Origin of the sequence: Rhizobium mayense, assembly GCF_030272705.1 — a bacterium.
Classification (GTDB): Bacteria; Pseudomonadota; Alphaproteobacteria; order Rhizobiales; family Rhizobiaceae; genus Rhizobium; species Rhizobium mayense.
In genome coordinates this window covers 218,709-232,424 of record NZ_JARFYM010000007.1, presented here as the reverse complement: position 1 = coordinate 232,424, position 13,716 = coordinate 218,709, and the positions used below count along the sequence as shown (strand labels likewise).

The 13,716-nt window shown below is 61.4% G+C and carries 11 protein-coding genes; 5 read left to right on the top strand and 6 right to left on the bottom strand.

The features are described 5' to 3' along the window. Positions 1 to 415 precede the first annotated feature (415 nt). Positions 416 to 2,203, bottom strand: coding sequence for an alpha/beta hydrolase (locus PY649_RS12255; protein WP_285868671.1), 1,788 nt, complete (start codon positions 2,201 to 2,203; stop codon positions 416 to 418). Between the two features lie 10 nt (positions 2,204 to 2,213). After that, entirely contained in the window at positions 2,214 to 3,728 is a 1,515-nt protein-coding gene (locus tag PY649_RS12250) for a lipopolysaccharide biosynthesis protein (RefSeq protein ID WP_285868669.1), read from the bottom strand. A 190-nt stretch (positions 3,729 to 3,918) separates the two neighbouring features. Between PY649_RS12250 and PY649_RS12245 the strand changes: the two genes are divergently transcribed. Next, positions 3,919 to 4,773, top strand: coding sequence for a glycosyltransferase family 2 protein (locus tag PY649_RS12245; RefSeq protein ID WP_285868668.1), 855 nt, complete (start codon positions 3,919 to 3,921; stop codon positions 4,771 to 4,773). On the opposite strand, the gene PY649_RS12240 is transcribed toward PY649_RS12245, so the two are convergent. Together PY649_RS12240 and PY649_RS12235 are read right to left on the bottom strand one after the other, a co-directional pair. Next, positions 4,740 to 5,942 (bottom strand): glycosyltransferase family 4 protein, encoded by a 1,203-nt coding sequence (locus PY649_RS12240; protein ID WP_285868667.1) that lies wholly within the window; start codon positions 5,940 to 5,942, stop codon positions 4,740 to 4,742. The two genes, PY649_RS12245 and PY649_RS12240, sit on opposite strands and share 34 nt — an antisense overlap. Before the next feature lie 412 nt (positions 5,943 to 6,354). Further along, the gene (locus PY649_RS12235) at positions 6,355 to 6,591 is read right to left on the bottom strand and encodes an Lrp/AsnC ligand binding domain-containing protein (protein ID WP_034522129.1); all 237 of its coding nucleotides are present in this window, start codon (positions 6,589 to 6,591) and stop codon (positions 6,355 to 6,357) included. Positions 6,592 to 6,769: 178 nt separating this feature from the next. On the opposite strand from PY649_RS12235, the gene PY649_RS12230 reads away from it, so the two are divergent. The 3 genes from PY649_RS12230 to PY649_RS12220 all read left to right on the top strand — a co-directional run bounded on the left by PY649_RS12230 (position 6,770) and on the right by PY649_RS12220 (position 10,756). Further along, a complete protein-coding gene (locus tag PY649_RS12230; RefSeq protein WP_285868660.1) occupies positions 6,770 to 8,053 on the top strand; it encodes an NAD(P)/FAD-dependent oxidoreductase in 1,284 nt (427 codons plus the stop codon). Positions 8,054 to 8,142: 89 nt separating this feature from the next. Next, a complete protein-coding gene (gene amaB / locus PY649_RS12225) occupies positions 8,143 to 9,678 on the top strand; it encodes an L-piperidine-6-carboxylate dehydrogenase (protein ID WP_285868659.1) in 1,536 nt (511 codons plus the stop codon). Between the two features lie 88 nt (positions 9,679 to 9,766). Further along, positions 9,767 to 10,756, top strand: a complete 990-nt coding sequence (locus PY649_RS12220; RefSeq protein WP_285868681.1) for an Ldh family oxidoreductase — start codon at positions 9,767 to 9,769, stop codon at positions 10,754 to 10,756. 145 nt (positions 10,757 to 10,901) lie between these two features. Here the strand turns inward: PY649_RS12220 and PY649_RS12215 are convergent, their stop codons facing one another. After that, complete coding sequence (locus PY649_RS12215) at positions 10,902 to 12,227, bottom strand: glucoamylase family protein (protein ID WP_285868658.1); 1,326 nt, start codon at positions 12,225 to 12,227, stop codon at positions 10,902 to 10,904. 278 nt (positions 12,228 to 12,505) lie between these two features. On the opposite strand from PY649_RS12215, the gene PY649_RS12210 reads away from it, so the two are divergent. Further along, positions 12,506 to 12,997: a cupin domain-containing protein gene (locus tag PY649_RS12210; RefSeq protein WP_285868657.1), complete on the top strand. Its 492-nt coding sequence runs from the start codon at positions 12,506 to 12,508 to the stop codon at positions 12,995 to 12,997. A 21-nt stretch (positions 12,998 to 13,018) separates the two neighbouring features. Here PY649_RS12210 and PY649_RS12205 read toward each other — a convergent pair whose 3' ends face one another. After that, positions 13,019 to 13,651, bottom strand: coding sequence for a TetR/AcrR family transcriptional regulator (locus tag PY649_RS12205; RefSeq protein ID WP_285868656.1), 633 nt, complete (start codon positions 13,649 to 13,651; stop codon positions 13,019 to 13,021). Positions 13,652 to 13,716 lie beyond the last annotated feature (65 nt).

Sequence of the window (13,716 nt, the reverse complement as noted above, 5' to 3'; positions counted from 1 at the left end):
AAGTAAAGCTTACTTCCATGGTTAATAGTCGTTTAAAATTTTAATATAATTTTAGTTTCTATATTAATTCTTGTAGGTGATCCACTAATGACACATTCAATTTTTGACAATTATTCATTCATCTCTAATAATTAGTCTTGGAATTTCTATTCAATTCCAAGATTGTTACAGAAGATCATCTTGACGTATCGAGTTTATTGCTCACGATTTTGTGTTCGAGCAACAATCCAGAGCTGAGTACAACAAGACGCGCGAAGGCATTCACCGACGGTGCGGTGATCTTCAATTCGGTGGATGTGCATCCGATGAAACGTTGCCAGACCAACGACGAAATCCGCGGTTCCATCGGCCGCGGCAATCAATTCTCGCTGGCGCTCGAACGTAAGGAGCGGATCGCCCGCCGAGGGCTAGTGCCTCATTCACTCAGTCTCAATGCCATCTCCCTTACCTCCCGCAAATACACTTTCCGCGCATAGGGCGGCGTCAGGTTGTGGTCGGCGTCAGGGATGATCGTGAGGCGGACGTCGGGGAAATTCTTCAGACCAGCGCCTTCCTCGCCGAAATGCTCGCGAAAGTGATCCAAACCGATGTCGTGAGCACTGTAGATCAGCGAAATATCGACCTTGCGTTTGGCGAGCGAGCGGAAGCCGTTGATGACGGTTTCGTGCTCACCCGCGAAAAAGGGGAGAACGCCGAGCAGGGGGCGACCGAGCCGGACCGCGCGACGCGCGAGCGCCACGACAATGTTGCGCGCCGCACTCTTGGCGTCGATCTGGCCGCCGTAGAGCCGCTTCAGTGTCTCAAACTGCAGGAATTTCTGGCCATATGTCTCGAGCGAACGCGGCACGAAACGCAAGGCTTCGTCGACCGGTTGCGTTTCGTCCCAGAAGAAGGCGTAGGGATTGACGGTGATCAGTCCGCTGCACCTGCTATCCCGGATAGCGCTCTGAAAGGCGAGATAACCACCGCTGCAGCGGCCGACGGAAAAGGCGGGCAGCAGCTTCTCGGTCTCCAGAAGGTCTAACGCGGCGCTGACATCCTGATGCTGATCGGGGGAATAGAGTACCTGCTCCTGGGCGTCGGGGAGCGGCGGGCTGTCGGCGACGTTGGCGGTGTCGAAACGCAGTGAAGGGATGCCGTCGCGGGCGAGCGACCGGGCCATGGTCACCGACATCCGACCCCAACCGGCATGGCGGTCATAGGCCGTGGTCAACAGCAACGCCGTCGCGCCCGCGCGAGCGCCCGAGGGTTCGCAGAGAATGCCGAACAGACGGCCACCTTCACCGAAACGCAGTGGTGTTTCGCGAAAACCGTCGCCATCAAGCGCTTCGGCGCGCGGCGCGCGGAGAATCTTGCGCGGTGCCGTCGCGGGCTCCGTCGCGATCGACAATACCCAATCCAGAATTTTTCGGCCGGCCTCCAGCGGCATGGTGGCGATGGTCGGGTTCGATACCAGCTCGTCATAGCCATCATAGGCCGCGCGTTCGACGCGCGGGCCGAGGGTTTCGACATGCGCAGCGAAATCGGCATCACCGGGGCGGCCCGGTCGCGTCAGGACAAGGCAGTCCGGCGCGTTGACATGGGCGAGCGTCATCAGGTTGAGTTTTTTTACCGCAGCGGCGGTGGTGTCAGGCATGCGCAGGCTTGCGATGGTGACGCCCTCGGTTCGGCGTTGTGCTTCGGTCAGCCCCATGCCTTCGTCTATCATCTTCGACCATACGGTCAATTCCCGCAGATAGACGCGGCCGGAGATGGCCGGGGCCAGCAGGGCGATACCGTCGACGGCGGCGAGCCGCTCGGCAATATCGAGGGCCACGACGCTTCCGAGGCCCTGGCTCACCAGAATCAGCCGCTCACATCCGGAGAGCGATCGCAGCATGGCGGCGGCGTCGAGTGCCGTACCTTCCCAGAGCGCCAGTCCTTCGCCCGGATCGACAACATCAAGCGCATCGCCGGTGCCGGCATAGTCGAAACGCAGGCTGGCGATGCCCGCCTTGGCAAAATCCTCAGCGAGAATGCGCCAGAACTTGCGGGTGCACATTTCCTCGAAACCCCAGGGGCTGAGGAACAATACGGCCGTCTGGCGCGACGGCGTAGCGGCGGGCATGAACAGACCGACAGTTCCGGAGAAGGTCACCGGCGTGGCGGCGGGGGTGGCATCCTTAAGCGGGCCCTGGTTTTCGGCGGCTCCCAACGCAGCCATGGCATACTCCTCAAATTCGGCGTGGCGCCAGCCATGCCAGCGCGTGAACGGCAATCGGATGGGCGCGCCGGGGCAGGCGCGCAGCGATTTGTTGCAGGACGGCGATATCCTCCGGCGGCACTGCATTCAGCAGCCGGAGCGCCAACCCATAAACCAGGACGCCGGCAATGACGGCGCTGGCGAGGCCCGGAATACCGGGCAGGGCGTGAACAAAGCCATAAGCGGCCGCCGCGCAAAGGACGGCAGCGGCGGTCACTTTGGCGAGGCTGACGAACATGCTGCCCATCGAGCCTTCGAATTCCATGCGGCGTACCATCAGCACGCACATGGCGGTGAAGGCCAGCAACCGCACCAGGGCGGCGCCTTCGCCGCCATAAGAAGGCACGGCGATCAGGCACCCCACGACCATGATGGCGCTGGCGACGCCACCGATGATGGTGCGCTCGCGCATGCGGTCGATCGAATAGAGATATTGCGTGCAGATCTGCATGAAGACGTAAGGAGCCGCCGTCAGCGACAGCAGCGCCACCATGCTGCCGCTTGGGCCAAAGGGCTTACCGAAGATCGTCACCACCAGTTCCGGGGCGATGGCCGCAAGGCCGAAGCTCATCGGCAGGGTGATATAGGAAATGCTGCGCGCGACACCTTCGAATACGTGGACCGGGAGTTTGCCCGACGCATGCGAATGCATCTGCTCGGAATAATAGGGCAGTAGGCTACCGCTCAACTGCACGGGAAGCTGAAGCGCGAGATTGGCAAGCGACAGGCCGACGGCATAGAAGCCAACTGCCTGGATGCCCAAATAGTGCTGCAGGAAGACCAGCTCGATGCGGTTGAGGAAGATCGAGCTGTTGATGAATTCGGCTGAGAGAATGAGCGAGGAACTGACGAGATAGCCAAGGCCGACGCCGCAGCTGTTGCGGCGAGCGACCGCGATCCTCAGGCTCGAGACGAACATCGGGAGCTGGCCGATGGCATAGCCGGCGAGTGCGCCGCTGACGCCGAAAAAGACCGCGCCGAGCAGCACGGTGACGAGCTGCAGTATGGAGCTCGTCAAGGTCATGCGGAGGAAGGCGCCGAGCTGCTGTTCGCCGATCAGATAGTTCTTGCTATAGGCGCCGAGCGACTGAAGGACGAAAAACGCGCCGGTGATGACGATGATGGACGACGAGTCGTTGGCCCAATGCATCCGCTCCGCCTCCCAATAGTAGGCGGTATAACCGGCAAGCAGGATCAGCGTCGACAGGATCGTCGGATGCAGCATATAGGCGGCAAAACCGCGCCGTTCCTCAGTCGAATAGCCTTGCACCTTCAACTGCGGCAGGATGCGCAGCAGCGTCACCCCTGTTCCGAGTTCGGCGACGAGTGCTCCCGTCGTCGTCAGCCAAAAGGAGAAGGCGATGATGCCGTTGGCCTCCGGCCCGAGCAGACGGGCGGCGATGATCGAACAGGCAAAGCCGGTCGCCAACAGGGTCAGTCCCGCCGCTGCGTTCAACGCCGAATTGGCCATGATGCTCTTCGTCATGAAGACTACCGTTTCCCCAGGTCGCAAAAAGTGGCCGCAAAATATCCGGCTTATCATGGAGATAGCGCGTGCTCTATTTCATATGCCTTAATATTTGGCGTTTATTCCTAATGTAAATTTCGTTTTTACTTCAGCTAATATTCAATCCTGCTGATGTTGGCTGTTTTGCCGTTTGTTCGGAGGGTCTTCTTTGTTCAGCCTCATCGTCTGTACGATCGACCGCTTCGATCAGTTGGAGCGGTTGTTCCAATCGCTGATGAATCAACGTCACAGGGATTTCGAGGTGATCCTCGTCGATCAGAATCCGGACGACCGACTGTTGGGATTGATCGGAAGCTTTTCGCCCTTCTTCATGATCCGCCATATCCGCTCGGCCAAGGGTCTTTCGCGGGCACGCAACAATGGAATGGCGGCGGCGATCGGCGACTATGTCTGTTTTCCCGACGATGACTGCTGGTATGAGCCCGATACGCTGGAGACGGCGGAGCGGCTGTTTGTCGATCATCCGGAGCTTGCTATCGTCACCGGCCGCACGCTGGATGCCGGCGGCGTCGCCTCGGTCAGCCCGACAGGCGACACGCCGCTTGCGGTTACGCGCTGGAACTATCTGAAGTGCGGCAATTCCAACAGTATTTTCGTCCGCCGCACCGTGTTGCCCGGCATTGGCGGCTTCGACGAGAATCTCGGCGTCGGTTCGGACTCGCCGTTCCAAAGCGGTGAGGAGGCGGATTTTCTGCTGCGTGCCCTTGCTGCGGGCAACCGGCTGATGTTCTTTCCCGAATTGATCGTCCATCACGATCAGGTCACCAGCGAATACGGTCCGCGGCAGATCGAACGGGCGCGCAAATATGGTCGCGGTTTCGGTGCCTTGATGCGCAAGCAGCGCTTTCCGCTTGCCTATGTCGCCTACCGCCTGTGCAGGCCTATCGCCAGTTGGCTGGTGGCGGTGCTGCGATTCAAGGCTGATACGGCGCACTACAAGCGCGCCTGGCTCATGGGCATTCTGGAAGGTTACGCCACCTGGCCGCGTTCGCGCAGGGGATGACGCCGCTGGCCTTTGGGCGTCATGGCTTCGGCATAGACATCGATATAGCGTTGCGCGACTTCATCCCAGGCATAGGCGCGGGCATCATGAATGAGCTCTACTCTTAGAGTGAGGCCCTTGGCCTCCAGCCGCAGGAAGGCCGAGGTCAGGGCGTTGGCGGCGGCTTCCGGATTGGAAAAGTCGGCAAGCATCAGCGTCGGATGGGTCTCGGCGAGCGCCTTGTAGGCGTCATTCGTGTGCAGCACCGGCAGGAGACCTGCGCTCATCGCCTCGATCGCCACCAGTCCGAAACCCTCATATTCGGAGGCCGAAGCGAAAATCGAGGCGCGGGCGATGACGTTGCGAATGGCGCAATTGTCGATCGATAGATGAAGCGACACATGGCGGCCAAGATCGCGGGCGGCGATCTCCTTTTCCAGCGTCGGTTGGTCGAGGTCGGAAACAGCGCCGATGATATCGAGATGCCAATCCGGATGGCGGGCGGCGAGCACCTTCATGACGTCAAGCATGCGGTCGAGCCGCTTGTTGACGGAGAAGCGGCCGATGGTGACGATGCGGCGGCGAGCCTCGAGCGCAGCGCAATTGGCGAATTTGGCGACATCGGCGCCGTTCTCGATCAGTCGGGTTCGCCGGGCGGCGATGCCTGAAAACAATCGTTCGTCCGACTGGCTGCAGCAGATCAGCTCGGCGTAGGCGAGGGCGGAAAGCCGTGTCGCCGTCTTGAACCAGATGTTTTTGATGGCGGCATATTTCGGCGTGTGGAAGAAGCCGCCATGGGTGGTGGCGACCATCGGGCGGCCGTGAAGCAGCTTACCCCAGGCAAGTGCGTCGAAGAAGAAATCGACGGCATGGACATGGATGAGGTCGGCGTCGGCGATGTGCTTGAATACCTGCGGCGCCACTGGATAGCGGCTGGAGCCGGACCAGGGGATGCGGACGATCTCGATGTCGTCGATCGTTTCGGTCGGCGCTAGTTCGCGGGTCGGATCGGAGAACAGGCTGTTGCAGGTGACGACACGGACGCGATAGCCGCGGCTGATCAATTGCCGACAGAGATTGGCAACCACATCCTCCAGACCGCCCTTGTTGGGCAGGAACTGGCGCACGACATGAACAATCAGCGGTCCCGCCGGGTTCTGTGCCTGAATATCTGAAATAGCCGATGTCATCGATCCGCCCTCGATCCTTGGACCGTGCAAAGCCGCAGCGATCAGGCGCGCGAAGGCGCCGTCCGTTGATCAGCGCGCAAACCAGATCATTTTGCCGGTTAAAATGAGCTTAATTGCGGGCGAGAGGCCAAGCGGATTCGTGCAAGAGGGTTAATTTCGGAGCGTTCCGTTAGGGAAGGTGGGGCTTGGCAGGCGAGTGTTTTGACGCCTCGGGTTTGTGCCTGGCTCCTCACCCTAACCTCTCCTCGCAGGCGGGGAGAAGGGACTGCCTCGGCGTTCGCGGCGCTAGTCGTGCTCCGGTCAAAAAACTCAGTGTGCCCCTCTTCCCGGAATGCGGAGAGAGGGTTGAGGTGAGGGGCCCTCTCGGAAAGTGCGGCATCAAAACCGATGCCTGTCCATCAATCGGAACCTCTCAAAACGCTCGAAATGTCAGCGTGGTCAAAGAGCGGACGATGCCCGGGATGTTGGCGATGTTGTCGTTGATGAACTTGCCGATGTCCTGCTCGTCCTTGATGTAGACCTTCAGCAGCAGGTCGTAGTCGCCGCTGGTGGAATAGAGTTCCGAGACCAGCTCCGTCTGATAGATGGCGTCGGCGACCTCATACGTCTTGCCGGGAGCGCATTGGAGCTGAACGAAAATGGGCTTCATGAGATTGTCCTGACTCTGTCATGGCCGCGACGGCGGCCGGCGTTTCGCTCTATAATGGTCGAAAGCGACATCCCCATGCAAGTTTTTCTCTGTCTACTGGATGTCGCTCTTGCCGCTTCCGTAAGTCAGTCGGTAGCGCTAGATTGACCGGATTCTTTTACGCGATTGGATGGGCTCTATGCTGAACGACCCTCGTTCTCACGGGTTGTGGGAGAAAACTGCACCGCCGCCGCCCGCGACGGGGCCGCTAGCTGGTGACGTTTCGGCTGATGTGGTGGTGGTCGGCGGCGGCTATACGGGGCTGTCCTCGGCGCTGCATCTGGCCGAAGCCGGAACCAGGGTCGTGCTGCTGGAAGCCAATGAAATCGGCTTTGGCGGCGCGGGGCGAAATGTCGGCTTGATCAATGCCGGCATGTGGGTCATGCCTGACGACCTGCCCGGCGTGCTCGGTCCGGTCCATGGCGAACGGCTGCTGGAAGTCCTGGGCAATGCGCCGAAACTGGTGATGGCGCTGATCGAGAAGCACAGCATCGCCTGCGAACTCGAGCGCGACGGCACGCTCCATTGCGCCGTTGGACCTGAGGGGCTGAAAGAGATTGAGGAGCGCGTCCGCCAATGGGGCAAGCGCGGTGCCCCGGTCACTGTCCTCGACGCCGGCGAAACAGCGCGGCGGGTGGGGAGTTCTGCCTATGCGGGGGCGCTGCTCGATATGCGCGCCGGTACGCTGCAGCCGCTCGCCTATGCCCGCGGTTTGGCGCACGCGGCAGCCAAGGCCGGCGTCCTGATACATACCGGCAGCAGCGTGATTGCGGCCGAGAAAAATGCTGGGCGATGGATCGTCAGGACGGCCGGCGGCAGTGTCGGCGCGGATTGGATCATCGTCGCGACGGATGCTTACAGCACCGGCCCCTGGGAGCAGGTGCGCAATGAGCAGGTGCATCTGCCCTATTTCAATTTTGCCACCGTGCCGCTTGGCGACAACCTGCGCAAATCGATCCTGCCCGGCCGCGAGGGCGTGTGGGATACGAAGGAGATCCTGTCGTCCTTCCGCATGGATCAGGCCGGCCGCCTTGTCTTCGGCAGCGTCGGGGCGTTGCGCAATACCGGGCTTACCGTCCACAAGAGCTGGGCGCGGCGTTCACTGAAGCAGCTGTTTCCGCAGCTCGGAGACATCGCCTTTGAGAGCGAGTGGTACGGCAAGATCGGCATGACCGACAATGCATTGCCGCGGTTCCACAGGTTCGCGCCGAATGTCGTCGGCTTTTCCGGCTATAACGGACGCGGCATCGCGCCGGGGACGGTGTTCGGGAAGATATTGTCGGACCATGTTCTCGGCCAAGTCTCCGAAGCCGACTTGCCGCTGCCCTTGACCGACCCACGTGAGGCCAGCTTTCGTGCGCTGAAGGAAATGTGGTACGAAGCCGGCGCCCAGGCAGCGCATTTTGTTGGTGCAAGGGTCTAGCGCATCTTATCCGCTTGGTGATTTCACCTGAAAGCGGGATGCTCTGGGGACGGGGAACTGAACGATCATAACAAGAAGAGGAAGATGACATGACCACCGCACTCGATCTCGCCACCGAGACCAAGGCAATTCTGACCGAGCTCGGCGTTGCCGCCGATCGCTATACGGGTGGAACACTTGCCGTCACCTCACCCGTAACCGGTGCTGAAATCGGCAGGCTAAGAGAGCATTCTGCTGCCGAAGCGAAAGCCGCGATCGACAAGGCGCATGAGGCGTTTCTTTCCTGGCGCGCCGTGCCCGCGCCGAAGCGCGGCGAGCTGATCCGCCTACTCGGCGAAGAGTTGCGCGCCGGCAAGGCAGCGCTTGGCCGTCTCGTCTCCATCGAAGTCGGCAAGATCACTTCCGAAGGTCTTGGCGAAGTGCAGGAGATGATCGACATCTGCGATTTCGCCGTCGGCCTGTCGCGCCAGCTCTACGGACTGACCATTGCCACCGAGCGCGCCGAACATCGGATGATGGAAAGCTGGCATCCGCTGGGGCCGATCGGCATCATCTCCGCCTTCAATTTCCCGGTCGCCGTCTGGTCGTGGAACGCGGCGCTCGCCATCGTTTGCGGCAACTCCACCGTCTGGAAGCCATCGGAAAAGACGCCGCTGACGGCGCTTGCCGTACAGGCACTGTTCGAAAAGGCGCTGAAGCGTTACGTCGCTGAAGGCGGCGAAGCGCCGGCCGACCTCTCGACCCTGATCATCGGCGGCCGCGATGTCGGCGAGGTGCTGGTGGATCATCCAAAGATTCCGTTGGTTTCGGCAACCGGCTCGACGGCCATGGGCCGTGCAGTCGGACCGCGTCTTGCCGGTCGCTTCGCCCGGGCAATCCTCGAACTCGGCGGCAACAATGCCGCGATCGTTTGCCCAACGGCCGATCTCGATCTGACGCTGCGCGGCGTCGCTTTTTCCGCCATGGGCACGGCCGGCCAGCGCTGCACGACGCTGCGTCGCCTCTTCGTGCATGAAAGCGTCTATGATCAGCTCGTGCCGCGCCTGCAGAAGGCCTACGGCTCCGTCGCCATCGGCAATCCGCTGGAAACGGGCACCCTCGTCGGCCCGCTGATCGATAAGCAGGCCTTCGACAAGATGCAGGTAGCACTCGGCCAGGCGCAGTCGGCCGGAGGCAAGGTTACCGGTGGCGAGCGGGTCGAAAACGGCGCGGCCGATGCCTTCTACGTTCGTCCCGCTTTGGTCGAGATGCCCGCGCAGACCGGTCCGGTCGAGCACGAAACCTTCGCGCCGATCCTCTATGTGATGAAATACAGCGATTTCGACGAGGTATTGGCGCTGCATAACGCCGTGCCCCAAGGCCTTTCGTCGTCGATTTTCACCAACGATATGCGCGAGGCGGAAGCCTTCGTCTCGGCGCGCGGTTCGGACTGCGGCATCGCCAATGTCAATCTCGGGCCTTCCGGCGCTGAAATCGGCGGCGCCTTCGGTGGCGAGAAGGAGACCGGCGGCGGCCGCGAGTCGGGCTCTGACGCCTGGAAGGCCTATATGCGGCGGGCGACCAACACCATCAACTACGGCAGGACGCTGCCGCTGGCGCAGGGTGTCAAGTTCGACGTCGCCTAAGGCAGGCGGAACAATTGTTGCATAGCTAAGAGGAGAGCGAGGGCATAGGAACTCTTCGCTCTCCTTGTCCACTCCAAGGTCTTTCACCATGCATCTGTCGCTCGCCGAAGCTGAAACGCTGATCGTGGATGCGTTGATGCGAAATCGGGTCAGTGCGGAAAATGCCCGTTCGGTGGCCGTTGCCCTGGTCGCAGCCGAAGCTGCCGGGCAGGGTGGCCATGGTCTGCGCCGCGTGCCTGCCTATGCCGGGCAGGCGAAGATCGGCAAGACCGACGGTTTCGCCAAGCCGCAGCTCACCCGGCCCTATCCTGCCGTGCTGCGCATCGATGCCGGCAACGGCTACGCCTATCCGGCTCTCGATCTTGCCGTTGCCGAGCTTCCCACTGTTGCCCGCGAGCAGGGGATCGCGCTTGCTGCCATCAGCCGTTCGCATCATGCCGGCATGATGGGCTTGACTGTGGAGCGCTTTGCCGACCAGGGGCTGGTGGCGCTGATGGTCGCCAATGCGCCGGCCGCGATAGCGCCCTGGGGCGGCAAGAGGCCGGTCTTCGGCACCAATCCTATAGCCTTCGCCGCGCCGCTGCCGGATGCCGATCCCATCGTCATCGATCTGGCGCTGTCGAAAGTGGCGCGCGGCAAGGTCATGGCCGCCCGGCAGAAGGGTACGCCGATACCGGCCGATTGGGCCTACGACCGCCACGGCAAGCCGACGACCGATGCGGAGGAGGCGCTGGCCGGCACGATGATCCCCGCCGGTGAATCGAAGGGGGCAGCACTGGCGATGATGGTGGAGATCCTGTCCGCCGGCCTGACGGGCGCCAACTATTCTTTCGAATCTTCGTCGCTGTTCGACGACCAAGGTTCGCCACCCGCGCTTGGCCACACGATCATCGCCATCAATCCGGCAGCGACGAGTGCCGCCGACACCGCAAAGCGGCTGGCTCTGCTGGCGAGCGAAATCACGAGCGATCCCAACGTCCGTCTACCCGGCCGGCGCGGTCAGACCTCACGGCGTCTTACGCTGAGTGAGGGCATCATCGTCGAGGACGAGGTGATCGAGGCGATCAGGGGGCTTTGAGGCGTAGAAGATGATGGTTGGGTGAATGTGTTTTGACGCGCTCTCGCGCATGGCCCCTCGCCCCAACCCTCTCCGCGCAATGCGGGGCGAGGCACGTCGTTCCTGTAACAGTGAACATGCCTGACGGCTGTCAGCGATACAAAAATCAAGCGATCGCCGGTGCAGCCTGCTTTTCGTCCAGCCAGCCGCCGGTGAAGCCGGCGCGTTCCAGGCCGCGGCGCAGGATCGGTGACTGCCGCATCAGGTCCCAGATCAGGCCGGTACGCTCATTTTCGATCATCATGACGAGCAGGCCCTGGTCGATGGCGACGGAGCGATCGTCGACCCAGCCCTCCGGGCCGGGACCTTTGACGCTGGGGTTGAAGCCGCCGGGAAAGCGGCCGTCCAGCAACAGGTTCGGATAGGCGGCCAGCAGGGCCTTGGTGCCGTCGAGCGCGGCCTGGCGGTCGAACGGCAAGCAGGAGAGCGGACCCCAGGGCGCGATGGTGCCGTCATCGGGACCGAGGGGCGCGCCGCGCGCGGCATAGCCGAGAACTTTCGGGCTGTAACGCCGGCTGTGTTTGGTGCCGGTCGGATTCGGGCCGTCACAGGCCGACAGGCCCCAGATGTCCTTGGCATATCCGACGAAGTGGCCGGGATTGCGGTCGGTGTAATCGCGCTGAACGGCAATCGCCGTCTGGGTGTTGCGGAAGTAGTCAGTTTCCTTGTCGGCCACATGCCGGTCGCGGATGTCGCGAAAATCGATCCAGGCGTGCGAGAAGAGATGGATGAACAGCGGCCCGGCATAGAGATAGGGCCTGTCCTTGAACATCATCCAGGTATAGGTCGAGGCGAAGGCCTCGTAGCTCGACGACGGTACGGGATGGGTCGGTGAAGCGAGCGCCAGCACATAAAGGAAGATCGCCTCGTCGTAGCCCTGATAACGCCAGCGCAGGAAACCGCTGCTCGGCTTCCAGCCCATGCTGATCGTCTGGCCCTTGTTTAGCGCCCAGTGCCAATCGCAACGCTCATAGAGAAACTGCGCCTGCTTGCGGATGTCCTTTTCGTCCCGGCTGGGCCCCTTGAAATAGGCGGCCGCCGTCAAGACGCCGATCAGGAACAGGCCGGTATCGATGGTCGAGAGTTCGCTGTTCCAGGCGCGGTTGCCGGTCGCCATGTAGAGGAAGTGGTAGTAGAAGCCGCGATGGCCGGTCGCGCCACGCTCTTCGCCCTGTTGGCTTTCGGCAAAGAAATTGAGCGCGGTCAACACGCGCAGTGCCGCGTCGGCGCGGCTAATCCAGCCGCGTTCGACGGCGACCGGATAGCTCGACAGCGCAAAACCGACGGCGGCGATACTGCAATGGCTCGTCTTGATCGAGGTGTCCGCCACTAGCCCGTTTTCCGGGTTGGTGTGCAGCATGAAATAGTCGAAAGCGGAACGTTGCAGTCGATCGATCAACGCATCGTCGGTTTCGTTGTTCTGTTGCAGCATGGTCTACCCATCTCCTCGACGCTCCCGTTTCTGCTGGAGCACAGGAGCTTGGACAGTAGCGAATCAAAGATGATTGATACTGCCACGTTTTTGTGGACGATTGTTTAAGATGGGGGCGTTGGCCGGATTTGCCAGCCGCCTTTTCAAGGAAGACGGTGGTCCCGCCGATTTCCATCGGCTCGGTTTTTATCACAATCACGTTGCCGGGATGAAACGTCACACTAGTTTCAACAGGCACCTGTTCAGTGCCGTCTCCGCTTTGTTTCAGGAAAAACAAGATGATCACACCAAGCTTTCAGCATGTATCCTATCCGCCGACCTATCTCTTTCTGGGAGTCCAGATGAAAGTGCTGCTGTCTTCTGCCCAGACCGGCGGCCAGTTCACGCTGATCGAGGGCATCATGCCGCCGGGCGGCGATGGCGGGCTACATGTTCATGCCAATGACGACGAATCGATGCACATGCTCGAGGGAGAGCTGGACGTTACAATCGGCGAAAACAGTTTTGTCCTGAAGCCTGGCGAGACGTATCTGGCACCGCGAGGTGTGCCGCACCGGCTGCGCAATCTTGGCAGCGTGCCGGCTCGCAGCCTGTTGATCACCACGCCTGGCGGCTTCGACGAGATGATCTCGCAAGCTGGTTTTGCCCTGGACGAAGGCGCCGTTCCAGGTCCGGCCGTGCCGCCGACGCCGGAACAGATCGGCCATTTGCTCGAAGTCGCCGCCAGGTTCGGCATCAGCGTGCTCGCTCCGCCGGAGCCGCTGCCCTAAGCGGCGGCGGCCTCGAAAAGCTCAATCGCCGACGCGGATGGTTGCCAGCACCGCATCGAGCAAACTATCCGCTGTTTCGTTGCCGGGAAGCGATCCGATCATGACGTCCAGGCGTCCCTCTAGCCGCAGCGTGGCGAAGCCGTGCGCCAGCGACCAAAACGCCGCCGCCTGTGCCGCCATCTGCAGTGGCGGTGCCGAGGGGTCGGGCGCGCGGGCTCGAACGGCGGCGACAAGTGCCTGGCGGGCGGCGACCGTGGCATCGCGCAGTGCCGGTCGGTCATAGTCGAGCACTTCACTGCGGAACATCAGGGCGAAGAGGCCAGGATGGGCGGCGGCGAAGCCGACATAGCCACGGCCCATCGCCTTGATTCGCTGGCGCGGATCGTCACCGGCCTCAGTCATCGCGTCGGCAAGCGCTGCGCTGAAGCGAACGAAACCCAACGCCGCCAGCTCGCTCAACAGGCCGGTCAGATCGTCGAAATGGTTCTTGGGCGCGGCATGCGACACACCGGCGGCTCGCGCCGCTGCGCGCAGTGTCAGGGCCTGAATACCTTCCTTCTCCAGAATTGTTTCCGCCTTGGCGAGCAGGGCAGCTTTCAGGTCACCATGGTGATAGGGGCGGCGGGGGGTGGCGTCGGGTGCTTCATGATTCATTTCAAATGTTTACAATGGAAACATTTTCGTTGACAAGTGAGCAATGCCCAATATTGTCACTGTCA

Excerpts from the sequence above, each read along its gene's own strand:
- PY649_RS12255 (WP_285868671.1), bottom strand. The coding sequence starts at position 2,203 with ATGGCTGCGTTGGGAGCCGCCGAAAACCAGGGCCCGCTTAAGGATGCC.
- PY649_RS12230 (WP_285868660.1), top strand. The coding sequence starts at position 6,770 with ATGCTGAACGACCCTCGTTCTCACGGGTTGTGGGAGAAAACTGCACCG.
- PY649_RS12250 (WP_285868669.1), bottom strand. The coding sequence starts at position 3,728 with ATGACGAAGAGCATCATGGCCAATTCGGCGTTGAACGCAGCGGCGGGA.
- PY649_RS12205 (WP_285868656.1), bottom strand. The coding sequence starts at position 13,651 with ATGAATCATGAAGCACCCGACGCCACCCCCCGCCGCCCCTATCACCAT.
- PY649_RS12210 (WP_285868657.1), top strand. The coding sequence starts at position 12,506 with ATGATCACACCAAGCTTTCAGCATGTATCCTATCCGCCGACCTATCTC.
- PY649_RS12220 (WP_285868681.1), top strand. The coding sequence starts at position 9,767 with ATGCATCTGTCGCTCGCCGAAGCTGAAACGCTGATCGTGGATGCGTTG.
- PY649_RS12215 (WP_285868658.1), bottom strand. The coding sequence starts at position 12,227 with ATGCTGCAACAGAACAACGAAACCGACGATGCGTTGATCGATCGACTG.
- amaB (WP_285868659.1), top strand. The coding sequence starts at position 8,143 with ATGACCACCGCACTCGATCTCGCCACCGAGACCAAGGCAATTCTGACC.
- PY649_RS12235 (WP_034522129.1), bottom strand. The coding sequence starts at position 6,591 with ATGAAGCCCATTTTCGTTCAGCTCCAATGCGCTCCCGGCAAGACGTAT.
- PY649_RS12240 (WP_285868667.1), bottom strand. The coding sequence starts at position 5,942 with ATGACATCGGCTATTTCAGATATTCAGGCACAGAACCCGGCGGGACCG.